This window comes from Asanoa siamensis (assembly GCF_016862555.1).
GTDB classification, from domain to species: Bacteria; Actinomycetota; Actinomycetes; order Mycobacteriales; family Micromonosporaceae; genus Asanoa; species Asanoa siamensis.
Genome location: NZ_BONE01000089.1, coordinates 1 through 22,519 on the forward strand (window position 1 = coordinate 1; position 22,519 = coordinate 22,519).

The window sequence follows — 22,519 nt, forward strand, 5'->3', positions numbered from 1 at the left end:
GCGACTAGGCCATTTCGCACGGGTAGGTGCGGAAGCCGGTTGAACGGCGGGTCGCTCTCCGCGCGCAACCGGACAGGCCCGGCTGGCCGCCGCCATCCGCGAGACAGGCCCGGCTGGCCGCCGCCGCCCGCGAGACGGGCCCGGCTGGCCGCCGCCACTCGTCAGGCGCACCCGGCTGGGACCCGCCGCCCGCGAGACGCACCCGGCTGGCCGCCGCCCGCCATCCGTGAGACGGGCCTCAGGCCTCCAACCGCAGGCTCAGGTGCCAGCCGAGCTCTCGGAAGCCCACCGCCACCGCCACCCGCCGTGACGCGGCATGGCGGGCCCGCCACTGCGCCAGCATCCCCGCGTGCAGCGCCGACGTGACCGCCGCCGTGGCGGTCGTGCGGGCCAGGCCCTGGCCGCGGTGTGTCGGCGAGGTCAGCACGCACAGGTGGGCCACCCCGCCCGGCCAGCGCCGGTAGCCCGCCGCCGCGACGACCTCCGTGCCCGAGCGGAGCACGAACGCCGGTGACGTGATGTCCGTCAGCGCCGACTCGTCGGCCTCCGCCGCGGGCACCCGAGCGAGCAGGTCCTTCACCGCAGGATTGCCGACCGGCACGGGCTCGGCGCCCCCGCCGACCGGCGTGAACGCCGCCGGATCCAGGTAGGCCAGCGTCGCCGGACCCAGCGACTCGCGTACCGGCAGGCCGTCCCGGATCGCCGCCGGGTCCTGCCATGACGATGCCGGCAGCACCGCCAGCGCGCGCAGCGACCACGCGTCCGGCACCGTCGCGATGGCGACACCGCCCAGCGAGACGATTCCGACCCAGCCCGGCGGGCAGAGCGCCGACTTCGGCGAGACGACCACGTCGACGCCGCGGGCGGTGAAGCCCACGGGCGCGCCCGCCAGCAGGCACCAGAGCCGCCGGGCCCGCGCGAGCAGTGGATCTTCGGTCACCGTCGCATCATGCCAACGGCGTTGCCGCGGTGTCCACATCGCGCCATGTCCGCATCGCGGCAGGCCGAGGTTACACGATCATGAATATCGAGACTCCAGGATGCGTGCAGCGAACCACCGCGCGAAGGAGTCCCCCATGTTCAGTCGTCTGCTCGCCGGCGTCGTAGCCGGCGTGGCGGTCCTGCCCGGAGCGGCGGTGGCCCACGGATCCCCACCCGGGACCGTGGCCACCCCCCAAGCCAGCGCATCGTCGGGTGCGCGGATCACCCTCGTTACCGGCGACACGGTCGAGCTGGTCCGGGCCGGCAACGGCCGGTACGCCGCCACCGTCGATCCCGCGCCCGGCCGGGAGCGCGTCACCTTCCACACCCTGGAGGTCGACGGCGGCCTGCGGGTGCTGCCCAGCGACGCCATCCCGATGATCAGCGCCGGCCGGCTCGACGTCGACCTGTTCGACGTGCAAAAGCTGATCACCGACGGGTACGGCGACGCGGACACGAAGACCCTCCCCCTGATCGTGCGTGGCGGCCCCGCCCAGCGGACCGCGCCGAACCTCCCGAGCATCGGCGCGAGCGCGATCGCCCCCGCCAAGGACACCCTCGCCGCGTTCTGGCGAAACCAGAGCACGGCCCGGACCGCAGCCGCCGCGGGCACCATCTGGCTCGACGGCAAGGTGCACGCGAGCCTCGACCGCAGCGCCACCCAGATCGGCGCCCCGCAGGCCTGGCAGCGTGGTCTGGACGGCCGCGGCGTCACCGTCGCCGTGCTCGACACCGGCGTCGACGCCACCCACCCCGACCTGGCCGGCAAGGTGCGCGAGGCGCGCAACTTCACCGAGACCGCGGACGCGGTCGACCACCACGGCCACGGTACGCACGTCGCCTCGACCATCGCCGGCACCGGCGCCGCGTCCGACGGCCGCCGCAAGGGCATCGCGAACGGCGCGCAACTGCTCGTCGGCAAGGTGCTCGACGACGGCGGCTCCGGCTCCGAGTCGCAGATCATCGCCGGCATGCAGTGGGCCGTCGACAGCGGCGCCAAGGTGGTCAGCATGAGTCTCGGCGGCGACCCCACCGACGGCCTGGACCCGATGAGCCTCGCGGTCGACGAGCTGAGCGCCCGCTCCGGCGCCCTGTTCGTCGTCGCGGCCGGCAACGCCGGCGCCGCCGCCACCGTCGGCTCGCCGGGCGCCGCCCGCAGCGCGCTGACCGTCGGCGCGGTCGACCGTGACGACCGGCTCGCCGGCTTCTCCAGCCAGGGACCGCGCCTGGGCGACCAGGGCCTCAAGCCGGAGATCACCGCGCCGGGCGTCGACATCGTCGCGGCCCGCGCGGCCGGCACGACGATGGGCGGCCCGGTCGACGCCAACTACACGGCGGCGTCGGGCACGTCGATGGCCACCCCGCACGTGGCGGGCGCGGCCGCCATCCTGGCGCAGCAGCACCCCGACTGGTCCGGCGCGAAGATCAAGGACGCGCTGGTCAGCACCGCGGCGACGGCCAAGGACCTCCCCGTGTACGCGCAGGGCGCGGGCCGCGTCGACGTCGCCCGGTCGACGTCGCAGAGCGTGACCGGCACCGGCGTCGCCGACTACGGCCTCCACACCGTCGGCGGCACGCCCACGACCGCCACCCGGACCATCACGTACGCCAACAGCGCCGGCAACGCCGTGACCCTGGCCCTGACCGGTCCGGCCGCGGTGAAGCTGAGCGCCAGCAGCGTCACCGTGCCGGCCAACGGAACCGCCACAGTGGACGCCACCGTCGACTTCGCGGCGCTGCCGCTGGGCACGCTCAGCGGCTGGATCACCGCGACCGCCGACGGCGTGCGGGTCACCACCGCGGTCGGCGCGCTGAAGGACGGCCCGACGCATCAGGTCACCGTCCGGGCGGTCGACCGTCAGGGGCAGCCGACCTCGGTGCCGGCGCTGATCCTGACCGGTGAGGACGCCCGCAACGACGTGCTCGGCTGGGCGGGCGACGGCGGCGCGACCTACGAGCTGCGCGAGGGCACCTACCTCATGGACGCGCTGTTCGAGGACGGCCCGCGCAACGACGAGCAGGCCAACCTGACCACCATCCCGGAGCTGGTCGTCGACCGCGACATGGAGATCCTCGTCGACGGGCGCAAGGGCCGGCCCATCCGGATCGAGACGCCGCGCCCGGCGGAGCAGCAGGCGGTCCTGAGCTACTACGTGCACCGCGTCTCGGGCAACGGCCGCCGCGTCGGCCACGGCGTCATGCACTTCAGCAACGTCGAGAAGGTCAACGTCGTCCCGACCAGGCCGGTACGCACCGGCAGCTTCGAGTTCTCGTCACGCTGGCAGCTCGTCGCGCCGATGGTCGAGGCGCGCGTGCCGGGCGTCAAGGGTCCGCTGGACCTCAACCTGATGGGCTTCTCCCCCGCCTGGGACGGCACCCGCCGCTTCCCGCTGGCCCGGTGGGGCGACCCGAACGTGCGTGGCAAGGCGGTGCTCATCCCGGCGGACCAGGAGGACGAGCTGGCGAAGATCGACGCGGCGGCGCGGGCCGGTGCGGCGGTCGCGCTGATGGTCCGCCCACCGGACTTCTCCACCTGGACGAGCTGGACGCCCGAGGGCGAGCGGCTGCCCGTCGTGGCGCTGGCGCTCGACCAGCCGACGGCGGACCTGCTCTCCCGCCGGCTCGGCGCGTCGCTGGAGCTGACCCTGACCACCTCGAGCCCGTACCTCTACGACGTGATCCAGGTGTCGCCGGGCCGCATCCCGGACCAGGTCGTGCACAGGGTGACGCCGGCGAACAGCCGGCGGATCACCACCAGCTACGCGGACAACGGCGGCTTCGACTGGGTACGCGAGCAGCGGTTCGGCTGGCGGCCGTGGCAGGAGTACGCGTGGAACGACGTGTCCCGCGACGCCCGCACGCCCTCGGTCCGTGAGGAATGGGTGTCGGCCGGCGACTCGCTCTGGCAGCACTACGTCTCCGACGGCTACCCGTGGGGCTGGGGCCCGCTGGAGTCCGGCTTCCGCGACCAGCCGCACGCCGTCACGGCGGGCCGGGCCACGGAGAGCTGGGGCGTGCCGGTGGTGCGGCCGACCGACGTCGGCTCAAGCCGGGCGGGCGACGTGCTGCGCCTGCGGGTGCCGGGGCTGGTCGACCGGGAGGGCCACCACGCGCACATCTCCGAAGTGGACGCGACGCTGTGGCGCGACGGCGCGCTGCTCGCGGAGCTGCCCGACGGCTGGCAGGACGTGACGACGACGCCGGGCGACGCCGGCTACCGGCTGCGGGTCACCACCGCCCACGGCGGCGACGACTGGACGCTGGGCACCCGCACCGAGTCGCAGTGGACGTTCCGCTCGGGCAAGGCCGGCGACCTGCCGCTGCTGACCGTGGACTACGCCGTGGGCGGCAATGGTGTCGCCCTGGACTTCTCGGCCAGGCTGCGGAGCCTGCGCGTCGACGTGTCCACTGACGACGGTGCGACGTGGCGCCAGGCGTCGGTGCGCGACGGCGTCGCGCTGGTGCCGCCGGGCCGCGGCGCGGTGTCGCTGCGGGTGCGGGCCACCGACCGCGCCGGCAACTCGCTCGACCAGACCGTCATCCGCGCCTACCCGCGCGCCTGACCCGACCGGTGCTGCCGGGGCCGCGACCCGGCCCCGGCAGCACCGCCATTGACACCCATCACGATCCATGTTCCGATCGAGGTCGTGTACGCGCCCGCGATCGACCTGGCCACGGTCACCGCGATCGACACGCACGTGCACATCGAGGTCGACGACCACGGCCACACCTCGCTGCCCGAGCCGCTGGTGACCGCGCTGTCCGCTTACTTCAGGACCGACGGCCCGCGCCCCGCCGTCGACGCGGTGGCGGCCTACTACCGCGAGCGCCGGATGGCCGCCGTGGTGTTCACCGTCGACGCCCGTACCCAGCTCGCGCACCCGCCGCTGTCCAGCGCCGAGATCGCCCGCGCCGCCGCCGACCACGCCGACGTGCTCGTCCCGTTCGGCTCGGTCGACCCGCGCACGGGCGAGGCGGCGCTGGACCTCGCGAGCCGGCTGATCGAGGACGAAGGGGTGCGCGGCTTCAAGTTCCACCCCACCGTGCAGGGCTTCGACCCGAGCCACGAGGACTACGCGCCGCTCTGGAGCCTGCTCGCGCGGGCCGGCGTGCCTGCGCTGTTCCACACCGGACAGACCGGGATCGGGGCGGGCCTGCCGGGCGGGTACGGGCTGCGGCTCGGACTGTCCAACCCGATGCTGCTCGACGCGGTCGCCGCCGACTTCCCCGACCTGTCGATCATCATGGCCCACCCGTCGGTGCCGTGGCAGGACGAGGCCCTCTCGGTCGCGACCCACAAGCCCAACACCTGGATCGACCTGTCCGGCTGGAGCCCGAAGTACTTCCCGGCCGAACTGGTGCGGCACGCCAACACGATCCTGAAGCGCCGCGTCCTCTTCGGCACCGACTTCCCGCTGCTCACCCCCGACCGGTGGCTGCGGGACGTGGCCGCCACCGACCTCAAACCCGAGGTGCTGCCGGGCATCCTCAAGGACAACGCCGCCCGCCTGCTGCGGCTGGCCGGGTGAGGGCGGTGCCACCCGGGCTCGGCGCGTGGCCGGCCAGACGCCGGCTGGTCTCCCCCGCCAAGACCGCCCTCGTGCACGGCGACGGGGCGACGACGACCTACCGGCAGCTCGCCGACGGTGCCGACGACGCCGCCGCGGTGCTGGGCGGCCTCGGCGTCGGCCGGGGCACCGCCGTGGCGTACCTCGGTGAGAACAGCCCTGAGTTCCTGCAGGTCCTGTTCGGCGTCGCGCGGCTGGGCGCCGTGTTCGTCCCGGTGAACACGCGGCTCGCACCGGCCGAGATCGCCCACGTGCTGACCGATTCCGGCGCCCGCGTGCTGGTGCACGACCCGGAGTTCGCGTCGGTGGCCGCCGGCGCGCCCGTCACGCACACCGTCGGGACCGCAGACGTGCGACGCGCGGCGCTGCCGCGGCCGGGTCCGGTCGAGGTGACGATGGACGATCCCGCCGCGATCCTCTACACCTCGGGTACGACCGGCCGCGCCAAGGGCGCCGTCCTCACCCACGGCAACCTCACCTGGGTCGCGCTCAACTGCGTCGTCGACTACGACGTCGTCTCGACCGACGTCGCGCTGATGATCTCGCCGCTGTTCCACGTCGCGTCGCTGGGCATGGGGGCGCTGCCGGTGCTTCTCAAGGGCGGCACGCTGGTGCTGGAGAAGGGTTTCGAGCCGGGGCGCGCGCTGGCCGCGATCGCGCGGCACGGCGTGACGATGCTCAGCGGGGTGCCGACCACCTACCAGCTCATGGCCGACCATCCGAAGTGGGCGTCGACCGACCTTTCGACGCTGGCGAAGCTCACCTGCGGCGGATCGCCGGTGCCGGCGCGGATCCGCGACGCGTACGAGCGGCGGGGCCTGTCCTTCTCGCAGGGTTACGGCATGACCGAGACGGCGCCGGGCGCGACCGCGCTGCCGGCCGCGATGACGCGGGCCAAGCCGGGCAGCGTGGGCCTGCCGCACTTCTTCACCGACGTGCGGATCGCCGGCCCGGGCGGCGAACCCGTGCCGCCGGGCACGGTTGGCGAGGTCGAGGTCGCCGGCCCGAACGTGTTCCCCGGCTACCACGGGCTGCCGGACGCCACGACCGAGGCGTTCACCGCCGACGGCTGGTTCCGCTCCGGTGACCTGGGCTACCTGGACGAGGACGGCTACCTGTTCATCGCGGGCCGGCTCAAGGACATGATCATCTCGGGTGGCGAGAACATCTACCCGGCCGAGGTCGAGGTCCTGCTCGCCGAGATCGACGGCGTCACCGGCGCCGCGGTCATCGGCGTGCCGGACGAGCGGTGGGGCGAGGTGCCCTGGGCGATCGTCTCCGTGCGGCCCGGCGCCACAGTGGACACCGACAGCGTGCGGGCGTTCCTCGACGGGCGGGTCGCCCGCTACAAGCTGCCGAGGCACGTCGTCATCGTGCCCGACCTGCCACGGACCGCGTCCGGGAAGGTGCGGAAGGCGGAGCTTCGGGCGCGGTACGGGTGACGAGCGCGGCGAACTCCGCGGCGGACGCCGGCGCCAGCCGCTCGTGCATCCGCCGGTAGACCCGCGCCGACCGCTCGGCGGGCCAGCGTGCGTCCAGGAACTCGCGGGGCAGCCGCGGGTCGGCGCGCAGCAGCGCCAGCCAGTCCGCGACGAGCATCGTCCGCACGCTCAGCGCGCTCGACGCCTGCCGGGCGGCCGCCGGGTCGGCCCAGGCGTCGATGAACGCGAGGTGCGCGCGGCGGATCGCCTCGATGTCCCAGGCCGCCCGGACGCTCGCGGCGATCGGGAACTCCGCGAGGTCGCGCGCGTGGAAGGCGATCAGGGCGTGGGGCGGCAGGTCCCGGCGCAGCGGCCCGAGGGAGCCGGCGAGGTCGACCTCGCCGGGTGCGAGCCACAGCCCGTCGCGCAGCGGCGCGAAACCCTCCCAGGTCAGTGTCGACCGCAGGCGGTGGCGCAGCGTGCGCCGCTCCTCGGGGATCGTGAACGTCACGAGCGTCCAGCCCGGCCCCTGCGGCTCGAACGGGTGCGGGCCGCGGACCCGGGTTGTGGCCTCCCGCAGCAGCGCCGTGCCGTGGGCGGTCAGCGCGAAGCGGATCTCCCGTCCGCTGCGGCCGCGGGCGAGGATGCCGGTGCGCACGAGCCGGTCGAGGGTGGCCCGGGTCGCCGGGGCCGCGACACCGGCGCCTTCGAGCACCCCGATCAGGGCGCTGGCGCGGATGGGGCCGGGATCGTCGTCGACGACGTGCTCGCCGAAGAACGCGAGCAGCAGTCGTTTCGGGGCGCGGCGGTGCGGGATGGCCGTCACGGTGCGACGTTCTGCCCGCGCTTGGCCCGCTGGATCTGCTCGTACACCTGTGTCCGCAGTTCCGTGAAGCGCGGCAGCGCCCGCGTGCTGCGCTGGTCGCGCTCGGGCGGGAGGTCGACGGGCAGGTCGGCCCGCACCCGGGTCGGGGCGCCGGACAGCACGAGGACCCGCTCGCCGAGGTAGACCGCCTCGTCGACGTCGTGGGTGACGAAGACGATCGAGATGCCGCGGGTCGCGTGCAGATCCCGCACCAGGTCCTCGAGGTCGGCGCGGGTCTGGGCGTCGACGGCGGCGAACGGCTCGTCCATGATGAGCACGTCCGGCTCGTACGCCAGCGCCCGGGCGATCGCCACGCGCTGCTGCATGCCGCCGGAGAGCTGCCAGGGGTGGCTGCGGGCCACGTGGGCGAGGCCCACCGCCTCGACGGCGTCGGCAACGAGCCTGGCCCGCTCTACTCTGGACAGTCGCTTGTGCCGCAGAGGCAGCTCGACGTTGCCGCGCACCGTCAGCCACGGGTACAGGCTGCGGCCGTACTCCTGGAAGACCACGGCCATCGCGGGACTCGGGCCGGTCACGGGCGCACCGTGCATCTCGACGACGCCGCCGGTGGGCCGCAGCAGGCCGGCCAGGCATTTCAGCAGGGTGGTCTTGCCGCACCCTGACGGCCCGACGACGCAGAGGAGCTCGCCGGCGCGCATCGTGAAGCTGAGGTCGCCGATGGCCTCGGTCGCCGGCTCGTACACCTTGCGCAGGTGCTCGACCCGCAGCAGCTCACCCACGGTTGACCTCCTTGATGCCGTGGTACCAGCGCAGGACCCGCCGCTCGACGAGGCCGAAGACGGCGGCGAGCAGCACGCCGACGAGGCCGAGCAGGAGGATGCCGCTCCACATCTCGGCGACGAGGTAGTTGCGCTGGAAGTAGGCGATCCGGTAGCCCAGGCCGGCCGACGACGCGAACATCTCCGAGATGACCATCAGGATCAGGGCGACGGAGAGGCCCTGCCGCACGCCGGTCATGATGCGCGGGCTCGCGGCGGGCAGCACCAGGAAGCGCAGCCGCTCCCACCGGGTGAGCCGGAACGCGGCGGCGGTCTCGGACTGCACGCTGTCGGTGGCCCGCACGCCGTCGACGGTGTTGAGCAGGATCGGCCACACCGCCCCGGAGACGATGACGACGACCTTCATGGTGTCGGTGATGCCCAGCAGCAGCATCGCGATCGGGATGAGCACGGGCGGCGGGACGGCGCGGAAGAACTCCAGCAGCGGCTCCGACAGCTCGCGCAGCCAGCGGACGAGGCCGATGAGCGTGCCGGCCGCGACGCCGACCGCGATCGCGGCGACGATGCCGATAGCGAGCCGGGACAGGCTCGGCAGCACGTCGTCGACGAACGCCGGGCCGATCCAGGTCTCGCCGAACGCGTCGAGGATCGCCGCCGGCCCGGGGAAGAACCGGTTCGTCGACGACGTGGTGGCCAGCGCCCAGACCACGAGCAGCAGGAACGGCAGGCCGACCGGGTAGAGGAGCCGGGCCCTCACAGGACCTCCTCGCCGCGGACGGACTGGTGCCACGACAGGGCCCGCCGTTCGACGAACCGGAAGAACACGTTCACCAGCAGGCCGAGCAGCCCGGTGACGACGACGAGCGCGTACAGGCCGACCGCGTCGCCGGCGGAGCGCGACAGCTCGATCATCCGCCCGAGGCCGGGGTTGCCGATGACCATCTCCGCGGTGATGGCGAGGATCAGCGCGACCGCGGCGGCGAGCCGGACACCGGTCATCAGGTACGGCAGCGCGGTCGGCAGGATCAGGTAGACCAGCCGTTCCCGGCGGGTGACGCCGAAGCTGCGGGCGGTGTCCCGGGCGACCGCGTCGACGTCGGCGACCCCGTAGATCATCTGCACGAACACCTGCCAGAACGACGCGTACACGATGATGACGAGGGCGGCCCGCTGCTGGATGCCGAACAGCAGCACCGCGAGCGGGATCAGGGCGACCGACGGGATCGGGCGCAGGAACTCCACAGTGGTGTGTGTCGCGCGGCGCAGGAACGGCACGAGCCCGACCATCGTGCCGAGCACCACCGCCGCGCCCGTCGCGATGGTCAGGCCGATGGCCCAGGAGCTCATGGTGAGCCCGAGCCGGCGCCAGAAGGCCAGGTCCCGCAGCTCCTCGACGAGCCGGCCGAGCACGTCGGTGACGTACGGGAGGTACTGCCGGTCGACGAGGCCCAGCGCCGGCAGGAGCTGCCAGACGACGAGGAAGGCCAGCAGGCCCGCGGCGCCCAGCAGCGGCTTGCGGACGCGCATCCCGTCGGCCCGGCTACTGCTGCTGGACGAGGCGGCCGAAGTCGGGCTGCCGGTCGAGCACGCGGTATTTCGTGGCGAGCGTCGCGAGCGTCTCCAGGGTCGCCCGGTCGATCTCCCATCCGAAGGTCGGCAGCTTCACCGAGTCGGCGACCGGCGGCGGTAGCTCCAGATTGTCCTTGATGGCCTGTCGGACGGCCGCCTCGTTGGCGGGATCCTGGGCCCAGAGCAGGGTCTCCTTCATGGCCGCGGAGAAGTCCGCGATCAGCTCGCGGTCGGCGTCCATGCTCTTCTTCGACGCGAGCGTCGTCAGGGTCGCGAGGCCCGGGACAGTTGCCTGGTACGGCGCGACGACGAAGGTGTCGCCCCGCCCGCGGAGCTGGGTGACGAACGGCTCCGGCACCCAGGCGGCGTCGATGTTGCCCGCGGCCAGTTGCGCCGGCACGTCCGGGAACGCCACCTCGACGAACTTGATCGTCGTCGGGTCGCCGCCGTCCTTCTCGACCGCGGCCATGATGGTGACGTCCCCGGCCGCGCCGAGGCTGTTGACGGAGACGCGGCGACCCGCGAGCTGGGCGGGCCGGGCGATGCCCGACGTCGCCGACGCCACCACGGCGTTGATGTCGGCACCGTCCGCATAGGACGACGCGTAGTTGCCGATCAGCACGACGCCGAGATCCTGCAGGTCGGCCCGGAACGCGCCGAACGGCTGGCCGATGGCGAACTCGATGTCGCCGTTGAGCAGGGCCGGGATCGCCTGGGCGCCACCCTGGGCCGGCAGCACCTCCACCGCGAGCCCGTGCTTGGCGAACAGGCCCGCCTTGATGCCGCCCCACAGCGCGGCGGTCTCGGTGATCGGCAGGGCGGCGACCCGGACCTGGCGCAGCTCGCCGCTGGCCTGCACGGCCGGGGTCGCGTCGGAGTCCGTGCATCCGGTGAGGGCGACCGCGGCGGCGGCGGCGAGCCCGAGAGCGGTGACCTTCTTCATCGACGAAGCCCTTCCTCGGCACGGGCGGGCCGCGCTGTGGGTGGGGTCACACTTCGCAGGCCATGGTCGGCCACGAAGACATCGAAAGTCAAGAAAGTCTGACGCCCGTCATGAATGGGTTAAATATTCATCCGCCGATGGATCGAGGTGGTCAGCCAGCCGCGCCGGGCCGCCTGGAACGCCAGGGCGGGCCGGGTGTCGACGCCCGCGAGGGCCATCAACCGCTCGAGCCGGCGCTGGACAGTGCGCTTGCTGACCGCGAGGTGGGTCGCGATGGACTTGTCCGGCAGGCCCGACACGACCAGCGAGAGCAGCAGCACGTCGGCCTCGCCGAGCTCGTCGGCGGCCGAGCCGTCGGCCCGCAGCGGCGTCGCCCGCTCCCAGAAGCTCTCGAAGAGGGCGACCAGGGCGTCGAGCAGCTCGCTGGACCGGATCAGGGCCGCCGTCGGCTCCCCCAGCTCGCGCGCCTCGTCGGGCACGAGCGGGCAGATGGCCCACTCCCGGTCGGCGATCGCGAGCCGCACGGGCAGCGACGGCAGGGTGCGGGCCTGCTCGCCGGCCGCCATCGAGGCGAGGATGCCGACGAGCTCCCCGCGCTGGTCGAGCAGCGCCCGCTCGTAGATCGCCCGGTAGTCGACGCCACGGGCCAGCGCCGAGTACTCCTCGGTGTTCTCCTGCCCCTCCATCGCCAGCGGGTTGGCGCGGCAGAACCAGAGGATCTCCTTGCGGGCCCCGTCCTGCATCTCCCGCAGCCGGCCGCGCAGCGCGTCGCGCCCCACGATCAGCTCGACCAGGTGGTCGGCGTCGCGGCGGCGGCTGTGCCGGCGGTAGTCCTCGCTGAGCGCCGCGACGGTCCGCCGGGCGTCCTCGAGCAGCTCCTGCCGGCGCAGCAGCGCGTCGCCGAAGGCCACGTCCGGCGCCAGCGGCCGGAACACCGGGCCGGCACTGGCCAGCCCCTTCGCGTGCAGCGCGGTGAGCAGGGCCGACGCGTCGGCCGGCGGCAGGTGCGCCGAGGCCGCGAGCGTCCCGGCGTCGGCCGAGCCGAGCCGGACCAGCAACCGGTACGCGTCCTGCTCTCCGGCCGACAGCAGCTCATCCATGCCGGCAACTGTACGAATGATCTTCCGCGGCCCGGTCGGGAGGCCGGCGTGATCTTGTGATCAAGAGCACTGGACGGATTAACCCATCAAGCCAGTAGGTTAAGCCGAGTTGTGCCCCTCGATCCGAAAGTTGGCCCGCCCGTGTCCACGCCCCTCGCCTCCGCCGCGGCGGTCGACCGTGCCCGCGCGGGCTGGCCGGCCTGGCGCGACTCCCGCATCGAGCGGGTCACGGGGCCGATGGGCAACCTCGCGCTGGTCGAGACGATCTGGGGTGCCGGCGTCGAGGACCACCCGGGCAGCGTGCCGATCGAGCGCCGCGACCTGCGTACCGGCGTGCTCTTCCACGGGGTGCGCCGCTTCGACGCGGACTCCCCCGCCAACCGGCACTTCGAGACCATCGACGTCTACCCGTTCGACCCCGACTGGGTCGTCGAGGCGCGGTTCGTCCCCCACGACCCGCCCCGCCTCGTCGCGTTCGAGCACCTGCGCGACAACGGCTCGACCCGCGACCTCGCCGTGCCGGGCGACATCCTCTTCGCGCTCGACGGCGTCGACTACGCCTTCGACGCGTTCGACGACGACGGCACGCTGCTGCTCGTCTTCGGCGACGAGACCAACGGCGTCACCACGTACGGATCGGGACGCTTCCTGATCGTGCCGCGCGAGCCCGGCGCCGACCGGGTCGTGCTCGACTTCAACCGGGCCTACGTGCCGCCCTGTGGTTTCTCGGGACAGTTCAACTGTCCCATGCCGCCGCGGCAGAACCGCTTCCGCCGGCCGGTCATCGCCGGCGAGAAGCTGCCCGTCTTCCGCGGCGGCTTCCAGGTGCACTGAACCACCCCCCGCCCGCTCTTCTCTATGCCGGAGACACACACGTGAAAAAGCAACGCATCGCGCTGTTCGGCGCCGTGGTCGCGACCGCTCTCGCCCTGGCCGCCTGCGGCTCGGGCGCCGGCGACGCCTCGCCCGCGGCCGCCGGCAAGTCGGACGCGATCATCCAGGTCGGCTCGCTCTACGAGCCGCAGAACCTCGACAACACCGCCGGTGGCGGCCAGGGCGTCACCGAGGCGTTCAACGGGAACGTCTACGAAGGACTGTTCAAGCTGACCGACGACGGCAAGGTGGAGCCGCTGCTCGCCGCGAACCACACGGTCAGCGCCGACGGCCTCACCTACACGTTCACGCTGCGCGACGGCGTGACGTTCCACTCGGGCAAGGCACTCACCTCGGCCGACGTGAAGTACAGCATCGAGAAGGTGCTCGCGCCCGACTCCAAGTCGGCGCGCAAGAGCAGCTTCCCGGAGATCAAGCAGATCGCGACGCCGGACCCGAAGACGGTCACCGTCACGCTGGCCGCCCGGTCGATCTCGTTCGTCTACAACCTCAGCTACGTCTGGATCGTCAACGACCAGGCGGGCTCGCTGCAGGCGAAGGAGGACGGCACCGGTCCGTACAAGCTGGACGGTTGGAAGCGTGGCTCCTCGCTGACGCTCACCAAGAACCCGTCCTACTGGGGCACGCCGGCCACCAACGGCGGCGTAGTGTTCCACTACTTCACCGACGGCAGCGCGCTCGACAACGCCCTGCTGACCAACGCGGTCGACGTCGTGACCAGCGAGCAGAACCCGGACGCCCTCGCGCAGTTCACCGACAACCCGGCCTACAAGGTCACCGACGGGCACTCGACCACCAAGCTGCTGCTCGCCTTCAACGACCGGGTCGCGCCGTTCAACGACGTCAAGGTGCGCAAGGCGGTCAGCGCCGCGATCGACGACAAGAAGCTGCTGCAGTCGATCTGGGGTGACCACGGCTCGCTGATCGGGTCGATGGTGCCGCCGTCGGACCCGTGGCACACCGACCTGACCGGGGTCAACGCGTACAACGTGGACGAGGCCAAGAAGCTGCTGGCCGACGCGGGGCACGCGGGCGGGTTCACGTTCACGTTGGACACCCCGAACTACGACCCGCACCCGACGGTCGCGGCGTTCGTCAAGTCGGAGCTGGCGAAGGTCGGCATCACGGTCGACATCAACGTGATCACCGCCGACCAGTGGTACACGAAGGTCTACCAGAACAAGGACTTCGCGGCGACGCTGCAGGAACACGTCAACGACCGCGACGTCGTCTGGTACGGCGACCCGTCGTTCTACTGGGGTTACGACAACCCGCAGGTGACCGCCTGGATCAAGCAGGCGGAGCAGGCCCCTTCCGAGGCTGAGCAGACCGACCTGCTGAAGAAGGCGGACCGCCAGATCGCCGAGGACGCGGCCAGCGACTGGCTCTACCTCTACCCGCAGATCGTGGTCGCCTCGACGAAGCTGTCCGGTTACCCGGTCAACGGGCTCAACTCGCAGTTCTTCGCGTACGGCATCCAGAAGGGATGACCCGCTACCTGGTGCGGCGGGCGGCGCTGCTGGTCGGCACGCTCCTGTTGGCCAGCATCGTGCTGTTCGTGTTGCTCCGGCTCCTGCCGGGCGACCCGGCCAACGCGCTGCTGTCCGTCGGGGCGACACCCGACCAGGTGGCCGCCGCCCGCCACCAGATCGGCACGGACCGGCCACTGCCCGCGCAGTTCGGGCACTGGCTGGGCCAGCTCGCCACGCTCCACTTCGGCACGTCGTTCGTCAGCTCGCTGCCGGTCGGCCCGGAGATCGTCAGCCGGCTGGCGGTGACCGTGCCGCTGACGCTGGCGGCGTTCGTGCTCGCGGTCGTCGTCGCGGTGCCGGTGGGTTTCGTCGCCGCGCACCGGTCCCACACCTGGTACGGGGCCGTCGTCGGTGTCGTGTCGCAGCTCGGCATCGCCGTACCCGCGTTCTGGCTCGGCCTGCTGCTCGTCTGGGTCTTCGCGCTCCACCTACGGGTGCTGCCCGCCGGCGGGTTCCCGCCCTACGGCTGGTCGACACCGGGTGACGCCATGCGGGCGCTGGTGCTGCCGGTGGTCACGGTCGCCCTCGTGATGGCCGCGTCGCTGATCCGGTACGTCCGGTCGGCGACGCTGGACGTGCTGGGCAGCGACCACCTGCGTACCGCCCGCGCGCTCGGCTCGTCGTTCGTCGGCGCCATGTGGCGCCACGGGGTGCGCAACGCGGCCGTGCCGGTGGTGTCGGTGCTCGGCATCGAGCTCGCCACCACGTTCCTCGGCGCCGTCGTCATCGAGAGTGTCTTCGCGCTGCCCGGCCTCGGCAGCATGCTGGTCCGCGGCATCGCGCAGCACGACTACCCGGTGATCCAGGGTGTGCTGTTCGTCAGCACGTTCGCGGTGCTGATCGTCGGCTTCCTCGCCGACGTGGCCCAGCGGCTGATCGACCCGCGGCTGCGGACGGGACGGCTCTGATGCGCCGCCGCGTCTTCCTCGTCGCCGGCATCGTGCTGGTCCTGCTCGTCGTGACGGTCGCGCTGGTGTCGCTGTTCTGGACGCCGTTCCCGGCCGCGGACACCACCGGCGGACGCCTGGAAGGCCCGGGCGCGCACCACCTGCTCGGCACCGACAAGCTCGGCCGCGACCTGCTCACCCGGCTGATGATCGGGGCCCGGATCGCGATGGCGGTCGGCGCCGGCGCGGTCGCGCTGGGAGCCCTGCTCGGCGGACTCGCCGGACTGCTGGCGGCGTTCGCCAACCGCTGGCTCGACGACACCCTCGCGGCCCTGCTCGACATCCTCATCGCGTTCCCGACGCTGCTGCTGGCGATGCTGGTGGTGGCGGCCCGGGGTGCGTCGCTCGGCTCCGCGATCGTGGCGATCGGCCTGGCGATGGCGGCGATCGTGGCCCGGCTGACCCGGGTGCTCGCCAAGCGGGTGCTGGCGATGGACTACGTGACCGCGGCCCGCACATCCGGCCTGAGCTGGCCGCGCATCGTCACCGCCCACGTGCTGCCCAACATCTGGCCGACGCTGGTCGTGAACCTGGCGCTGCAGTTCGGGCTCGCGGTGCTGGCCGAGGCGAGCCTGTCGTACCTGGGCCTCGGCCCGCCGCCACCCAACGCGTCCTGGGGCCGGCTGCTGCAGGAGGCGCAATCGACGGTGCTGACCGCGCCCGTCGGCGCCATCGCACCCGGCGTCCTGCTCGTCGTGCTGGTGGTGGGCGTCAACCTGCTCGCCGACGGCCTGCGCGACGTCGCCGACCCGACCCGCCGGAGGCACCGGTGAGCCTGCTGTCCGTATCGGGCCTGGCGGTGTCCACCCACGACGGTCGCGCCCTCGTGTCGGGCCTGTCGTTCGCTGTCCCGCGCGGCGGCCGGCTGAGCCTGATCGGCGAGTCCGGGTCGGGCAAGTCGCTGACCGCGCTGGCGGTCACCGGCCTCCTCCCGCCGGGGCTCGCCGCCACCGGGACGGTGCTGCTCGACGGGACACCGGTGATCGGCGCCACGGACCGGACCCTCGACCGGGTACGCGGCCGCGTCGCCGCCGTGGTCTTCCAGGAGCCGTCCACCGCCCTGGATCCCCTGATGCGGCTCGGGAAGCAGATCGCCGAGCCGCTGCGCCGCCACCGCGGCCTGCGCGGCGCCGCGTTGCGGTCGGCGGTCCTCGAGGCGCTCGACGAGGTGGCGCTGCCCGCGCGGGTGGCCCGCGCGTACCCGCACGAGGTCTCCGGCGGCCAGCGCCAACGGGCCGCGATCGCGATGGCCCTGGCCTGTCGGCCGGCGCTGCTGATCGCCGACGAGCCGACGACGGCGCTGGACGTGACCGTGCAGGCGGACGTGCTGGCGCTGCTCGACCGGTTGGTCGCGGCCCACGACATGGCGCTGCTGTTCGTCAGCCACGACCTGGCGGTGGTCGCAAAGGTCACCGACGAGGTCGTGGTCCTCTCCGGCGGCCGCCCGGTCCAGTCAGGACCGCTGCGGACGGTGCTGGCGAACCCGGGCGACGACTACACCCGCTCGCTGGTGGCCAGCGCCCGCCGCCTCGACGCGGCCCTCGACCTCGGAGGTGTCTCGTGATCCTGGAGGCCCGGTCCGTCGGATTCCGGTACGCCGACGGGGCGCCCGTGCTCGACGACGTCTCGTTCGGGGTGACGGCCGGGCGGAGCGTGGCGTTGGTGGGTGAGTCGGCGGCGGGCAAGACCACGCTGCTGCGGCTGTTGCTGGGGCTGCGCCGGCCGACCTCGGGCACCGTGCTGTTCTCGGGACGGCCGCTGCCAACCCGGCATCGCGCGGCCCAGCCGTTCCGGCGCCAGGTGCAGACGGTGTTCCAGGACCCGTACTCCTCATTGGACCCTCGTCAGCAGGTCTCGCGGATCGTCGGTGAGCCGTTGCGCGCCCTGGGTTTCACCGACCAGGCACCCCGGGTAGCCGCGGCGCTGGATGCGGTCGGCCTGCCGGCGGACGCGGCGGAGCGCTATCCGCACGAGTTCTCGGGTGGGCAACGGCAGCGGATCGCGATCGCCCGGGCCATCGCCGTCGAGCCGACGGTGCTGCTCGCCGACGAGCCGGTGAGCGCGCTGGACGTGAGCACGAAGGTCCGGATCATCGACCTGCTGGCCGAGTTGCGGGCGACGCGCGGTTTGACGCTGGTGATGGTCTCCCACGACCTGGCGGCGGTGGCGAGCCTCTGCGACGAGACCGTCGTGCTGGAGCGCGGGCGGGTGGTCGAGCAGGGACCGACGCGCGAGGTGCTCGGGAGCCCGCGCGACGCGTACACGCGGCGTTTGATCGCGAGCATCCCGCGGCTGCCTTCTTGACCTGGCGGTTGCCGTCACCCCGCCTAAGGCATCCTAGGATGACGGGGTTGCGGCCTTGGTGTGCAATGGGCGGATGGCCGACGAGATCGAGCGGCGGGTCGCCGCCGCAGCCGAGGCGGTGCGGGAGCACGAGGTGATGACGCGGCGCGGTGCCGACCTGGACGCCCGGGCGTCGGAGCTGATCACGCGCCTTTCGGGGTTGCGCGCGACGCACCTGGCCGAGCAGCGCGACGTCGACAAGCTCGAGGGCATGTCGCTGACCCGGGTGCTGGCCTCGCTGCGCGGTGCCCGCGACGACCTGCTGGCGCGCGAGCGGGCGGAGGCGGACGCGGCGCGCTACCAGGTGGCCGACGCGGAGGCGCGGCTCGCGATGGTGCGCCGGGAGCAGGAGGCGACCCGGGAACGGTTGCGCCGGCTGTCGTCGGCGCCGCGGGAATACGCGGCGGTTCTCGCGGAGAAGGAGCAGCACCTGCGGTCGTCGGGTGACCCGCGCGGGCCGCGGCTGCTGGCCCTCGCCGACGAGCGCGGACGGCTCACCTCGGAGCTACGCGAGCTTTCGGAGGCGTTACGGGCGGCGGACGCCGCGGATACGGCGTTGGCGGAGGTCCAGCGCAAGGTGGGCAGCGCCGGCGGCTGGTCGACCTACGACACGTTCTTCGGCGGCGGCATCGTGGGCAGCGCGATGAAACACGCCCGCCTGGACGAAGCGGCCCAGGCGGCGGCACACGCGGACCGGTGCCTGGCGGTGCTGCGCACGGAGCTCGCCGACGTACCGGGCTCCGGGCCGACCGCGCCGCGTCTCGCGGTGGACGGGCTGACCCGCTTCGTCGACGTCTGGTTCGACAACGTCTTCACGGACTTCGCGGTACGCGAGCGGATCAAACAGGCGGCGGCGAACGTCGAGCAGTGTGTGGCGCTGGTCCGCGAGGTGCGGAGCGGCCTGGACCAACGGGCCGAGGCGGCCCGCGCCCGTCTCGCCGCGATCGACGTCGAGCGCGGGGCCTTGCTCACGGGCTGAGCGGCATCCGAGGGTTCCTGGCCGCATTGACGAGGGCGGCGCCCGGGAATGCGATGCCACGACGCGGCACTCTGCCTACGGCCTGTGTGGCATTCGAGACCTCCCTGGCCGGAGGCGGCACTCGGCCCACGGCTTGAGCGGCACAGGAAACCTGCCTGGCCGCGTGGACCAACGCGCCGCCGCCGACCGCCCCGCGATGCCCGCACGCAGCGCTCGGCCTCAGCGGCATTCGAAACCTCGATGGCCGCGTGGCAACGGCGCGCCACCACGGACCGCGCCCGCGATGGCCGGGCGCGGCGCTCGGGTTACGGTCTGAGCGGTGTCAGGCCGTACCGTTCGATGATGCTTGGGAGCCAGTCCGGCTCGCCGAACTCTAGGCCGTAGCGGTCCGCCAGCCGGGCGCCCTCGTCCGGGTCCGCCGTGCCGGCCGCGACCATCTCGGACACCTCGCGGAAGAAGTGCTCGAAGCCGGCCGGGCTGATGATCTCGATCATGCGGGCCGGCTCGGTGCCCGCGTTCCACATGGCGTGCAGTTCGCCCCGCGGCTTGGTGATGTAGCCGCCCGCCCCCAGCACGACCTCGCGGTCGCCGGACCGGAACCCGATCTCGCCCGCGGTGACGATGGAGTACTCGTCCTCCCGCGTGTGCAGGTGCGGCGGCACCAGCGCGCCGACCGGGAACGGGTGCTCGACCACCGAGATCGAACCGCCGGTGTCCTGCCCCCAGAGCTTGAACTGCACGCCGATGGAGCCGAGTTCACCGGTGGGGCCGCCACCGGGCTGGACCACGGTCAACGGTGGTGGATCGGATGTCGTCATTCCCTGATCGTCCAACGTCAACGCGACGAAAACGACACCGACCCGCCGAGGGTCGGGACCAATCCGCCACGGCGCCGGCTCCGAACGACTGGTGTGACTGCCGAAACCGTGCTTGCCGAGCGGTACGTCCTGGACCGGGTCGTCGGGGCCGGGGGGATGGGGCGGGTCTGGCATGGGCGCGATCTCGTTCTCGGGCGGGACGTCGCCGTCAAGGAGATGGTGGCGCCCGTGTGGCTGGCCGGCGCCAGTGCCGATGAGCGGTGGGCGCGGACCCTGCGGGAGGCGCGGGCCGCGTCGCGGCTGCGGCATCCCAACGTGGTCGCGGTGCTCGACGTCGTGCGTACGGACCGGCCCTGGATCGTCATGGAGTACGTGCCCGCGCCCTCCCTGCACGACCTCGTCGCCGAGCAAGGGCCGTTCGATCCCACTGAGACCGCCCGGCTCGGGCTGGAGATCCTCGCGGCGTTGACGGCCGCGCACCGGGCCGGGGTCATCCACCGGGACGTCAAGCCGCAGAACATCCTGCTCGCCGACGACGGGCGGGTGGTGCTCACCGACTTCGGGCTCGCGGTCGTCGCCGACGGTGGGGTGACCGTACCCGACCAGGTGCTCGGCTCCCCCGACTTCGTCGCGCCGGAGAGTGCCCGTCGCGGCGTGTCCACCGTGGAGTGTGATCTCTGGTCGCTAGGCGCGACCCTCTACGCCCTCGTCGAGGGGACCGGGCCCTTCCACCGGTCGACGGTGGTGGCCACGTTGACCGCGCTGGCGGTCGGCCAGCCCGACCCCATGCGACGGGCCGGGCCGCTCGCGCCGGTGATCCTGCGGCTGCTGGAGCGCGATCCGGCCCGTCGCGCCGGCGCCGACGAGGCCCGCCGGCTGCTCGAGACGATCGCCGAGCCCGAGCCCGAGCCCGCGCCGGGCCGTCGGCGGCCGCGCTGGCGGACCGTGCTGGCCGCCACCGCGGCGTTGACCCTCGCGTTCGCGGGCACCGCGGCGGCCGTCGCCCTGCCGTCGGGCGCGCCCGACCCTCCGCCGCCGGTGCACGCCTGCCTCGCCGCCGGCCCCGGCCCCACCGCGATGGCCCTCGCCGCCGCGGACAGTGGCTCGGCCCTGCCCGCCGGCTGGCGCTGGCACACCGACGATGCCGGCTTCACCGTCGCGGTGCCGACCGGCTGGGCCCGCTTCACGGCCGGCGCGGCGGTGTGCTTCCGTGACCCCGGCGGCACCCGGACCCTGACCGTCGACCCGACGGTCACCCCGACGGCCGACCCGGCGGACCTGTGGCGCCGCGCCGAAACCGACCTGCGCGCCGCCGGGTCCCTGCCCGGCTACACCCTGACGGCCATCAGCCCCGTGCCGGCCGCCGAGGGTGGCGCCGCGTGGGAGTACACATGGGACGCCGGCACCCGCCGGCACGCGCGGCGCATCGCGGTCACCACCGCACCCGGTCGGGCGTACGCGTTGTCCTGGTTCACCGACGACGCGGCCTGGCCGGCCGACGCGCCGCGCCTACGGCTGGTGGCCAGCAGCTACCGGGGCGCCTAGCGCACACCAGGTCAGTAGCCCAGCTCGCGCCGGTAGACGTTGCGTAGCTCGCGACCCTCGAGCCAGCGGCGCAGGTTGTCGGCGAACAACTCCGTGATCGCGGCGTTCTCGGTGTCCACCGTCGACGCCGAGTGGGGCGAGACGAGCACGTTGTCGAGGTCCCAGAGCGGCGAGTCCGCCGGCAGCGGCTCGGTTTCGAAGACGTCGAGCGCGGCGCCGGCCAGCGCGCCGGTGCGCAGTGCGTCGGCGAGGGCCGCCTCGTCGACGACCGGGCCGCGGCCGATGTTCACGACGATCGCGCCGGGCTTGAGGCGGGCGATCCGGGCGGCCGAGATCATGCCTTCGGTCTCGTCGGTCAGCGGGGTGCAGACCACCAGGACGTCCGTACGCGGCAACAGGTCGTCAAGGTCCCCAATGGAGTGTGCGGGCGCCGCGACGTCGTAGCTCCGCCCCGGGCGCCCGACCGCGAGCACGTGCGTGCCGAGCGCGGCGAAGCTGGCGATCACCTGCCGGCCGATGCCGCCGAGCCCGACCACGGTGACGGTGCGCCCGGCGAGTTGGGCGGTCGTGAAGCGTTCCCAGTGGTGCGCCGCCTGCCGGGCCCGCAGCGTCGGGACGCCCTTGACGAAGTGCAGGGCGCCGAGGACCGCGAACTCGGCCAGGGGTACGGCGTGGACGCCGGCGGCCGTGGTGAACGTCAGGTCGGTCCGGTCGAGCCCGGTGCTCCGTACGAAGCCGCCGATGCCGGCCCGGGTGGCCTGCACCCAGCGCAACCCGGGCGCGCGGGCGGGCAGGTCCGCGGGCGCCTGCCAGTCGAAGTCCCAGGAGACGTCGGCGGCGGCCAGGGCCTTGGTCCAACGGTCCTGCTGCGCCGGGGTCAGCCGCCGCGGCGTACCCGTGTGATCGGCGACGTAGCGCGGAACCGGCAGGATGTCCGGTTCGTAGATCACGTCGAGCCGCGCGTCGACGGCCGCGATCCGCGCGACGAGATCGGGTTCGAGGTAGGTGGCGATCAGCACGCCGAGCCGAGCAGACACGCCGTGGACGCTAGCTCACGCCCGACATGGATGTTCTTGTGTCCCTGGGGGCGGCGGGCGTTGGTTTGGCGTTCATCCTGTTCAACAAGCAGGTGGTCCGACACTCCGCGTTCCGCCCGCCGAACATGAGCCGCTTCGAGGCCAACGCCCGCCGTGCGGTTCTCATCGTCTGCGCCTCGTGCCTGGTGGTGGGCGCGACATTGAACATGTTCGGCGTATTTGCTTAGTCAGCGGGTC

The 22,519-nt window shown here is 73.1% G+C and carries 21 protein-coding genes; 12 read left to right on the forward strand and 9 right to left on the reverse strand.

The features are described 5' to 3' along the window. Nucleotides 1-238 precede the first annotated feature (238 nt). Complete coding sequence (locus Asi02nite_RS34625) at nucleotides 239-940, reverse strand: GNAT family N-acetyltransferase (RefSeq protein ID WP_203718251.1); 702 nt, start codon at nucleotides 938-940, stop codon at nucleotides 239-241. A 136-nt stretch (nucleotides 941-1,076) separates the two neighbouring features. Between Asi02nite_RS34625 and Asi02nite_RS34630 the strand changes: the two genes are divergently transcribed. From Asi02nite_RS34630 to Asi02nite_RS34640, 3 genes are read left to right on the forward strand one after another with little or no spacing between them, the layout of a single operon-like run. Beyond that, entirely contained in the window at nucleotides 1,077-4,544 is a 3,468-nt protein-coding gene (locus Asi02nite_RS34630; RefSeq protein WP_239127442.1) for a S8 family serine peptidase, read from the forward strand. Between the two features lie 48 nt (nucleotides 4,545-4,592). After that, on the forward strand, nucleotides 4,593-5,510 hold the full coding sequence (locus Asi02nite_RS34635) for an amidohydrolase family protein (RefSeq protein ID WP_373312380.1): 918 nt from the start codon (nucleotides 4,593-4,595) through the stop codon (nucleotides 5,508-5,510). A gap of 5 nt (nucleotides 5,511-5,515) precedes the next feature. Next, the gene (locus Asi02nite_RS34640) at nucleotides 5,516-6,991 is read left to right on the forward strand and encodes an acyl-CoA synthetase (protein WP_203718253.1); all 1,476 of its coding nucleotides are present in this window, start codon (nucleotides 5,516-5,518) and stop codon (nucleotides 6,989-6,991) included. Here Asi02nite_RS34640 and Asi02nite_RS34645 read toward each other — a convergent pair. From Asi02nite_RS34645 to Asi02nite_RS34670, 6 genes are all read right to left on the reverse strand, one after another. Next, nucleotides 6,918-7,796 (reverse strand): PaaX family transcriptional regulator, encoded by an 879-nt coding sequence (locus Asi02nite_RS34645; protein WP_203718254.1) that lies wholly within the window; start codon nucleotides 7,794-7,796, stop codon nucleotides 6,918-6,920. The genes Asi02nite_RS34640 and Asi02nite_RS34645 overlap by 74 nt on opposite strands. Beyond that, a complete protein-coding gene (locus tag Asi02nite_RS34650; RefSeq protein ID WP_308440193.1) occupies nucleotides 7,793-8,575 on the reverse strand; it encodes an ABC transporter ATP-binding protein in 783 nt (260 codons plus the stop codon). Before Asi02nite_RS34650 ends, Asi02nite_RS34645 begins: the two co-directional genes overlap by 4 nt. Beyond that, the gene (locus Asi02nite_RS34655) at nucleotides 8,568-9,332 is read right to left on the reverse strand and encodes an ABC transporter permease (RefSeq protein ID WP_239127444.1); all 765 of its coding nucleotides are present in this window, start codon (nucleotides 9,330-9,332) and stop codon (nucleotides 8,568-8,570) included. The genes Asi02nite_RS34650 and Asi02nite_RS34655 overlap by 8 nt, the downstream gene beginning before the upstream one ends. Further along, nucleotides 9,329-10,102 (reverse strand): ABC transporter permease, encoded by a 774-nt coding sequence (locus Asi02nite_RS34660; protein ID WP_203718256.1) that lies wholly within the window; start codon nucleotides 10,100-10,102, stop codon nucleotides 9,329-9,331. The genes Asi02nite_RS34655 and Asi02nite_RS34660 overlap by 4 nt, the downstream gene beginning before the upstream one ends. Before the next feature lie 13 nt (nucleotides 10,103-10,115). Then, complete coding sequence (locus Asi02nite_RS34665) at nucleotides 10,116-11,087, reverse strand: ABC transporter substrate-binding protein (protein WP_203718257.1); 972 nt, start codon at nucleotides 11,085-11,087, stop codon at nucleotides 10,116-10,118. A gap of 119 nt (nucleotides 11,088-11,206) precedes the next feature. Beyond that, nucleotides 11,207-12,187, reverse strand: coding sequence for a TrmB family transcriptional regulator (locus Asi02nite_RS34670; RefSeq protein ID WP_203718258.1), 981 nt, complete (start codon nucleotides 12,185-12,187; stop codon nucleotides 11,207-11,209). A 141-nt stretch (nucleotides 12,188-12,328) separates the two neighbouring features. On the opposite strand from Asi02nite_RS34670, the gene Asi02nite_RS34675 reads away from it, so the two are divergent. From Asi02nite_RS34675 to Asi02nite_RS34705, 7 genes are all read left to right on the forward strand, one after another. Then, nucleotides 12,329-13,021: a DUF1684 domain-containing protein gene (locus Asi02nite_RS34675; RefSeq protein WP_239127445.1), complete on the forward strand. Its 693-nt coding sequence runs from the start codon at nucleotides 12,329-12,331 to the stop codon at nucleotides 13,019-13,021. Nucleotides 13,022-13,062: 41 nt separating this feature from the next. Further along, nucleotides 13,063-14,571, forward strand: coding sequence for an ABC transporter substrate-binding protein (locus Asi02nite_RS34680; protein WP_239127446.1), 1,509 nt, complete (start codon nucleotides 13,063-13,065; stop codon nucleotides 14,569-14,571). Then, complete coding sequence (locus Asi02nite_RS34685; protein WP_203718259.1) at nucleotides 14,568-15,521, forward strand: ABC transporter permease; 954 nt, start codon at nucleotides 14,568-14,570, stop codon at nucleotides 15,519-15,521. Before Asi02nite_RS34680 ends, Asi02nite_RS34685 begins: the two co-directional genes overlap by 4 nt. Beyond that, nucleotides 15,521-16,333 (forward strand): ABC transporter permease, encoded by an 813-nt coding sequence (locus Asi02nite_RS34690; protein WP_203718260.1) that lies wholly within the window; start codon nucleotides 15,521-15,523, stop codon nucleotides 16,331-16,333. The genes Asi02nite_RS34685 and Asi02nite_RS34690 overlap by 1 nt, the downstream gene beginning before the upstream one ends. After that, nucleotides 16,330-17,124 carry an ATP-binding cassette domain-containing protein gene (locus Asi02nite_RS34695; RefSeq protein WP_203718261.1) on the forward strand — a complete coding sequence of 265 codons (795 nt, stop codon included), beginning with the start codon at nucleotides 16,330-16,332 and terminating at the stop codon, nucleotides 17,122-17,124. The genes Asi02nite_RS34690 and Asi02nite_RS34695 overlap by 4 nt, the downstream gene beginning before the upstream one ends. Then, on the forward strand, nucleotides 17,121-17,864 hold the full coding sequence (locus Asi02nite_RS34700) for an ABC transporter ATP-binding protein (RefSeq protein ID WP_203718262.1): 744 nt from the start codon (nucleotides 17,121-17,123) through the stop codon (nucleotides 17,862-17,864). Before Asi02nite_RS34695 ends, Asi02nite_RS34700 begins: the two co-directional genes overlap by 4 nt. A 73-nt stretch (nucleotides 17,865-17,937) precedes the next feature. Further along, the gene (locus Asi02nite_RS34705; protein WP_203718263.1) at nucleotides 17,938-18,882 is read left to right on the forward strand and encodes a hypothetical protein; all 945 of its coding nucleotides are present in this window, start codon (nucleotides 17,938-17,940) and stop codon (nucleotides 18,880-18,882) included. A gap of 305 nt (nucleotides 18,883-19,187) precedes the next feature. Here the strand turns inward: Asi02nite_RS34705 and Asi02nite_RS34710 are convergent, their stop codons facing one another. Beyond that, nucleotides 19,188-19,700: a cupin domain-containing protein gene (locus Asi02nite_RS34710; RefSeq protein ID WP_203718264.1), complete on the reverse strand. Its 513-nt coding sequence runs from the start codon at nucleotides 19,698-19,700 to the stop codon at nucleotides 19,188-19,190. Between the two features lie 93 nt (nucleotides 19,701-19,793). Here Asi02nite_RS34710 and Asi02nite_RS34715 point away from each other — a divergent pair, with 93 nt between their 5' ends. Next, entirely contained in the window at nucleotides 19,794-21,245 is a 1,452-nt protein-coding gene (locus tag Asi02nite_RS34715; protein WP_239127449.1) for a serine/threonine-protein kinase, read from the forward strand. Between the two features lie 11 nt (nucleotides 21,246-21,256). On the opposite strand, the gene Asi02nite_RS34720 is transcribed toward Asi02nite_RS34715, so the two are convergent. Further along, nucleotides 21,257-22,282 carry a D-2-hydroxyacid dehydrogenase gene (locus Asi02nite_RS34720; protein WP_203718265.1) on the reverse strand — a complete coding sequence of 342 codons (1,026 nt, stop codon included), beginning with the start codon at nucleotides 22,280-22,282 and terminating at the stop codon, nucleotides 21,257-21,259. A 26-nt stretch (nucleotides 22,283-22,308) separates the two neighbouring features. Between Asi02nite_RS34720 and Asi02nite_RS34725 the strand changes: the two genes are divergently transcribed. Continuing rightward, nucleotides 22,309-22,509 carry a hypothetical protein gene (locus Asi02nite_RS34725; protein ID WP_203718266.1) on the forward strand — a complete coding sequence of 67 codons (201 nt, stop codon included), beginning with the start codon at nucleotides 22,309-22,311 and terminating at the stop codon, nucleotides 22,507-22,509. The last annotated feature ends 10 nt before the right edge of the window (nucleotides 22,510-22,519 follow it).

Bases quoted from the DNA above. Each gene is read 5' to 3' on its own strand.
- Asi02nite_RS34705 (WP_203718263.1), top strand. From the start codon at position 17,938: ATGGCCGACGAGATCGAGCGGCGGGTCGCCGCCGCAGCCGAGGCGGTG.
- Asi02nite_RS34685 (WP_203718259.1), top strand. From the start codon at position 14,568: ATGACCCGCTACCTGGTGCGGCGGGCGGCGCTGCTGGTCGGCACGCTC.
- Asi02nite_RS34725 (WP_203718266.1), top strand. From the start codon at position 22,309: ATGGATGTTCTTGTGTCCCTGGGGGCGGCGGGCGTTGGTTTGGCGTTC.
- Asi02nite_RS34690 (WP_203718260.1), top strand. From the start codon at position 15,521: ATGCGCCGCCGCGTCTTCCTCGTCGCCGGCATCGTGCTGGTCCTGCTC.
- Asi02nite_RS34670 (WP_203718258.1), bottom strand. From the start codon at position 12,187: ATGGATGAGCTGCTGTCGGCCGGAGAGCAGGACGCGTACCGGTTGCTG.
- Asi02nite_RS34665 (WP_203718257.1), bottom strand. From the start codon at position 11,087: ATGAAGAAGGTCACCGCTCTCGGGCTCGCCGCCGCCGCCGCGGTCGCC.
- Asi02nite_RS34710 (WP_203718264.1), bottom strand. From the start codon at position 19,700: ATGACGACATCCGATCCACCACCGTTGACCGTGGTCCAGCCCGGTGGC.
- Asi02nite_RS34630 (WP_239127442.1), top strand. From the start codon at position 1,077: ATGTTCAGTCGTCTGCTCGCCGGCGTCGTAGCCGGCGTGGCGGTCCTG.
- Asi02nite_RS34660 (WP_203718256.1), bottom strand. From the start codon at position 10,102: ATGCGCGTCCGCAAGCCGCTGCTGGGCGCCGCGGGCCTGCTGGCCTTC.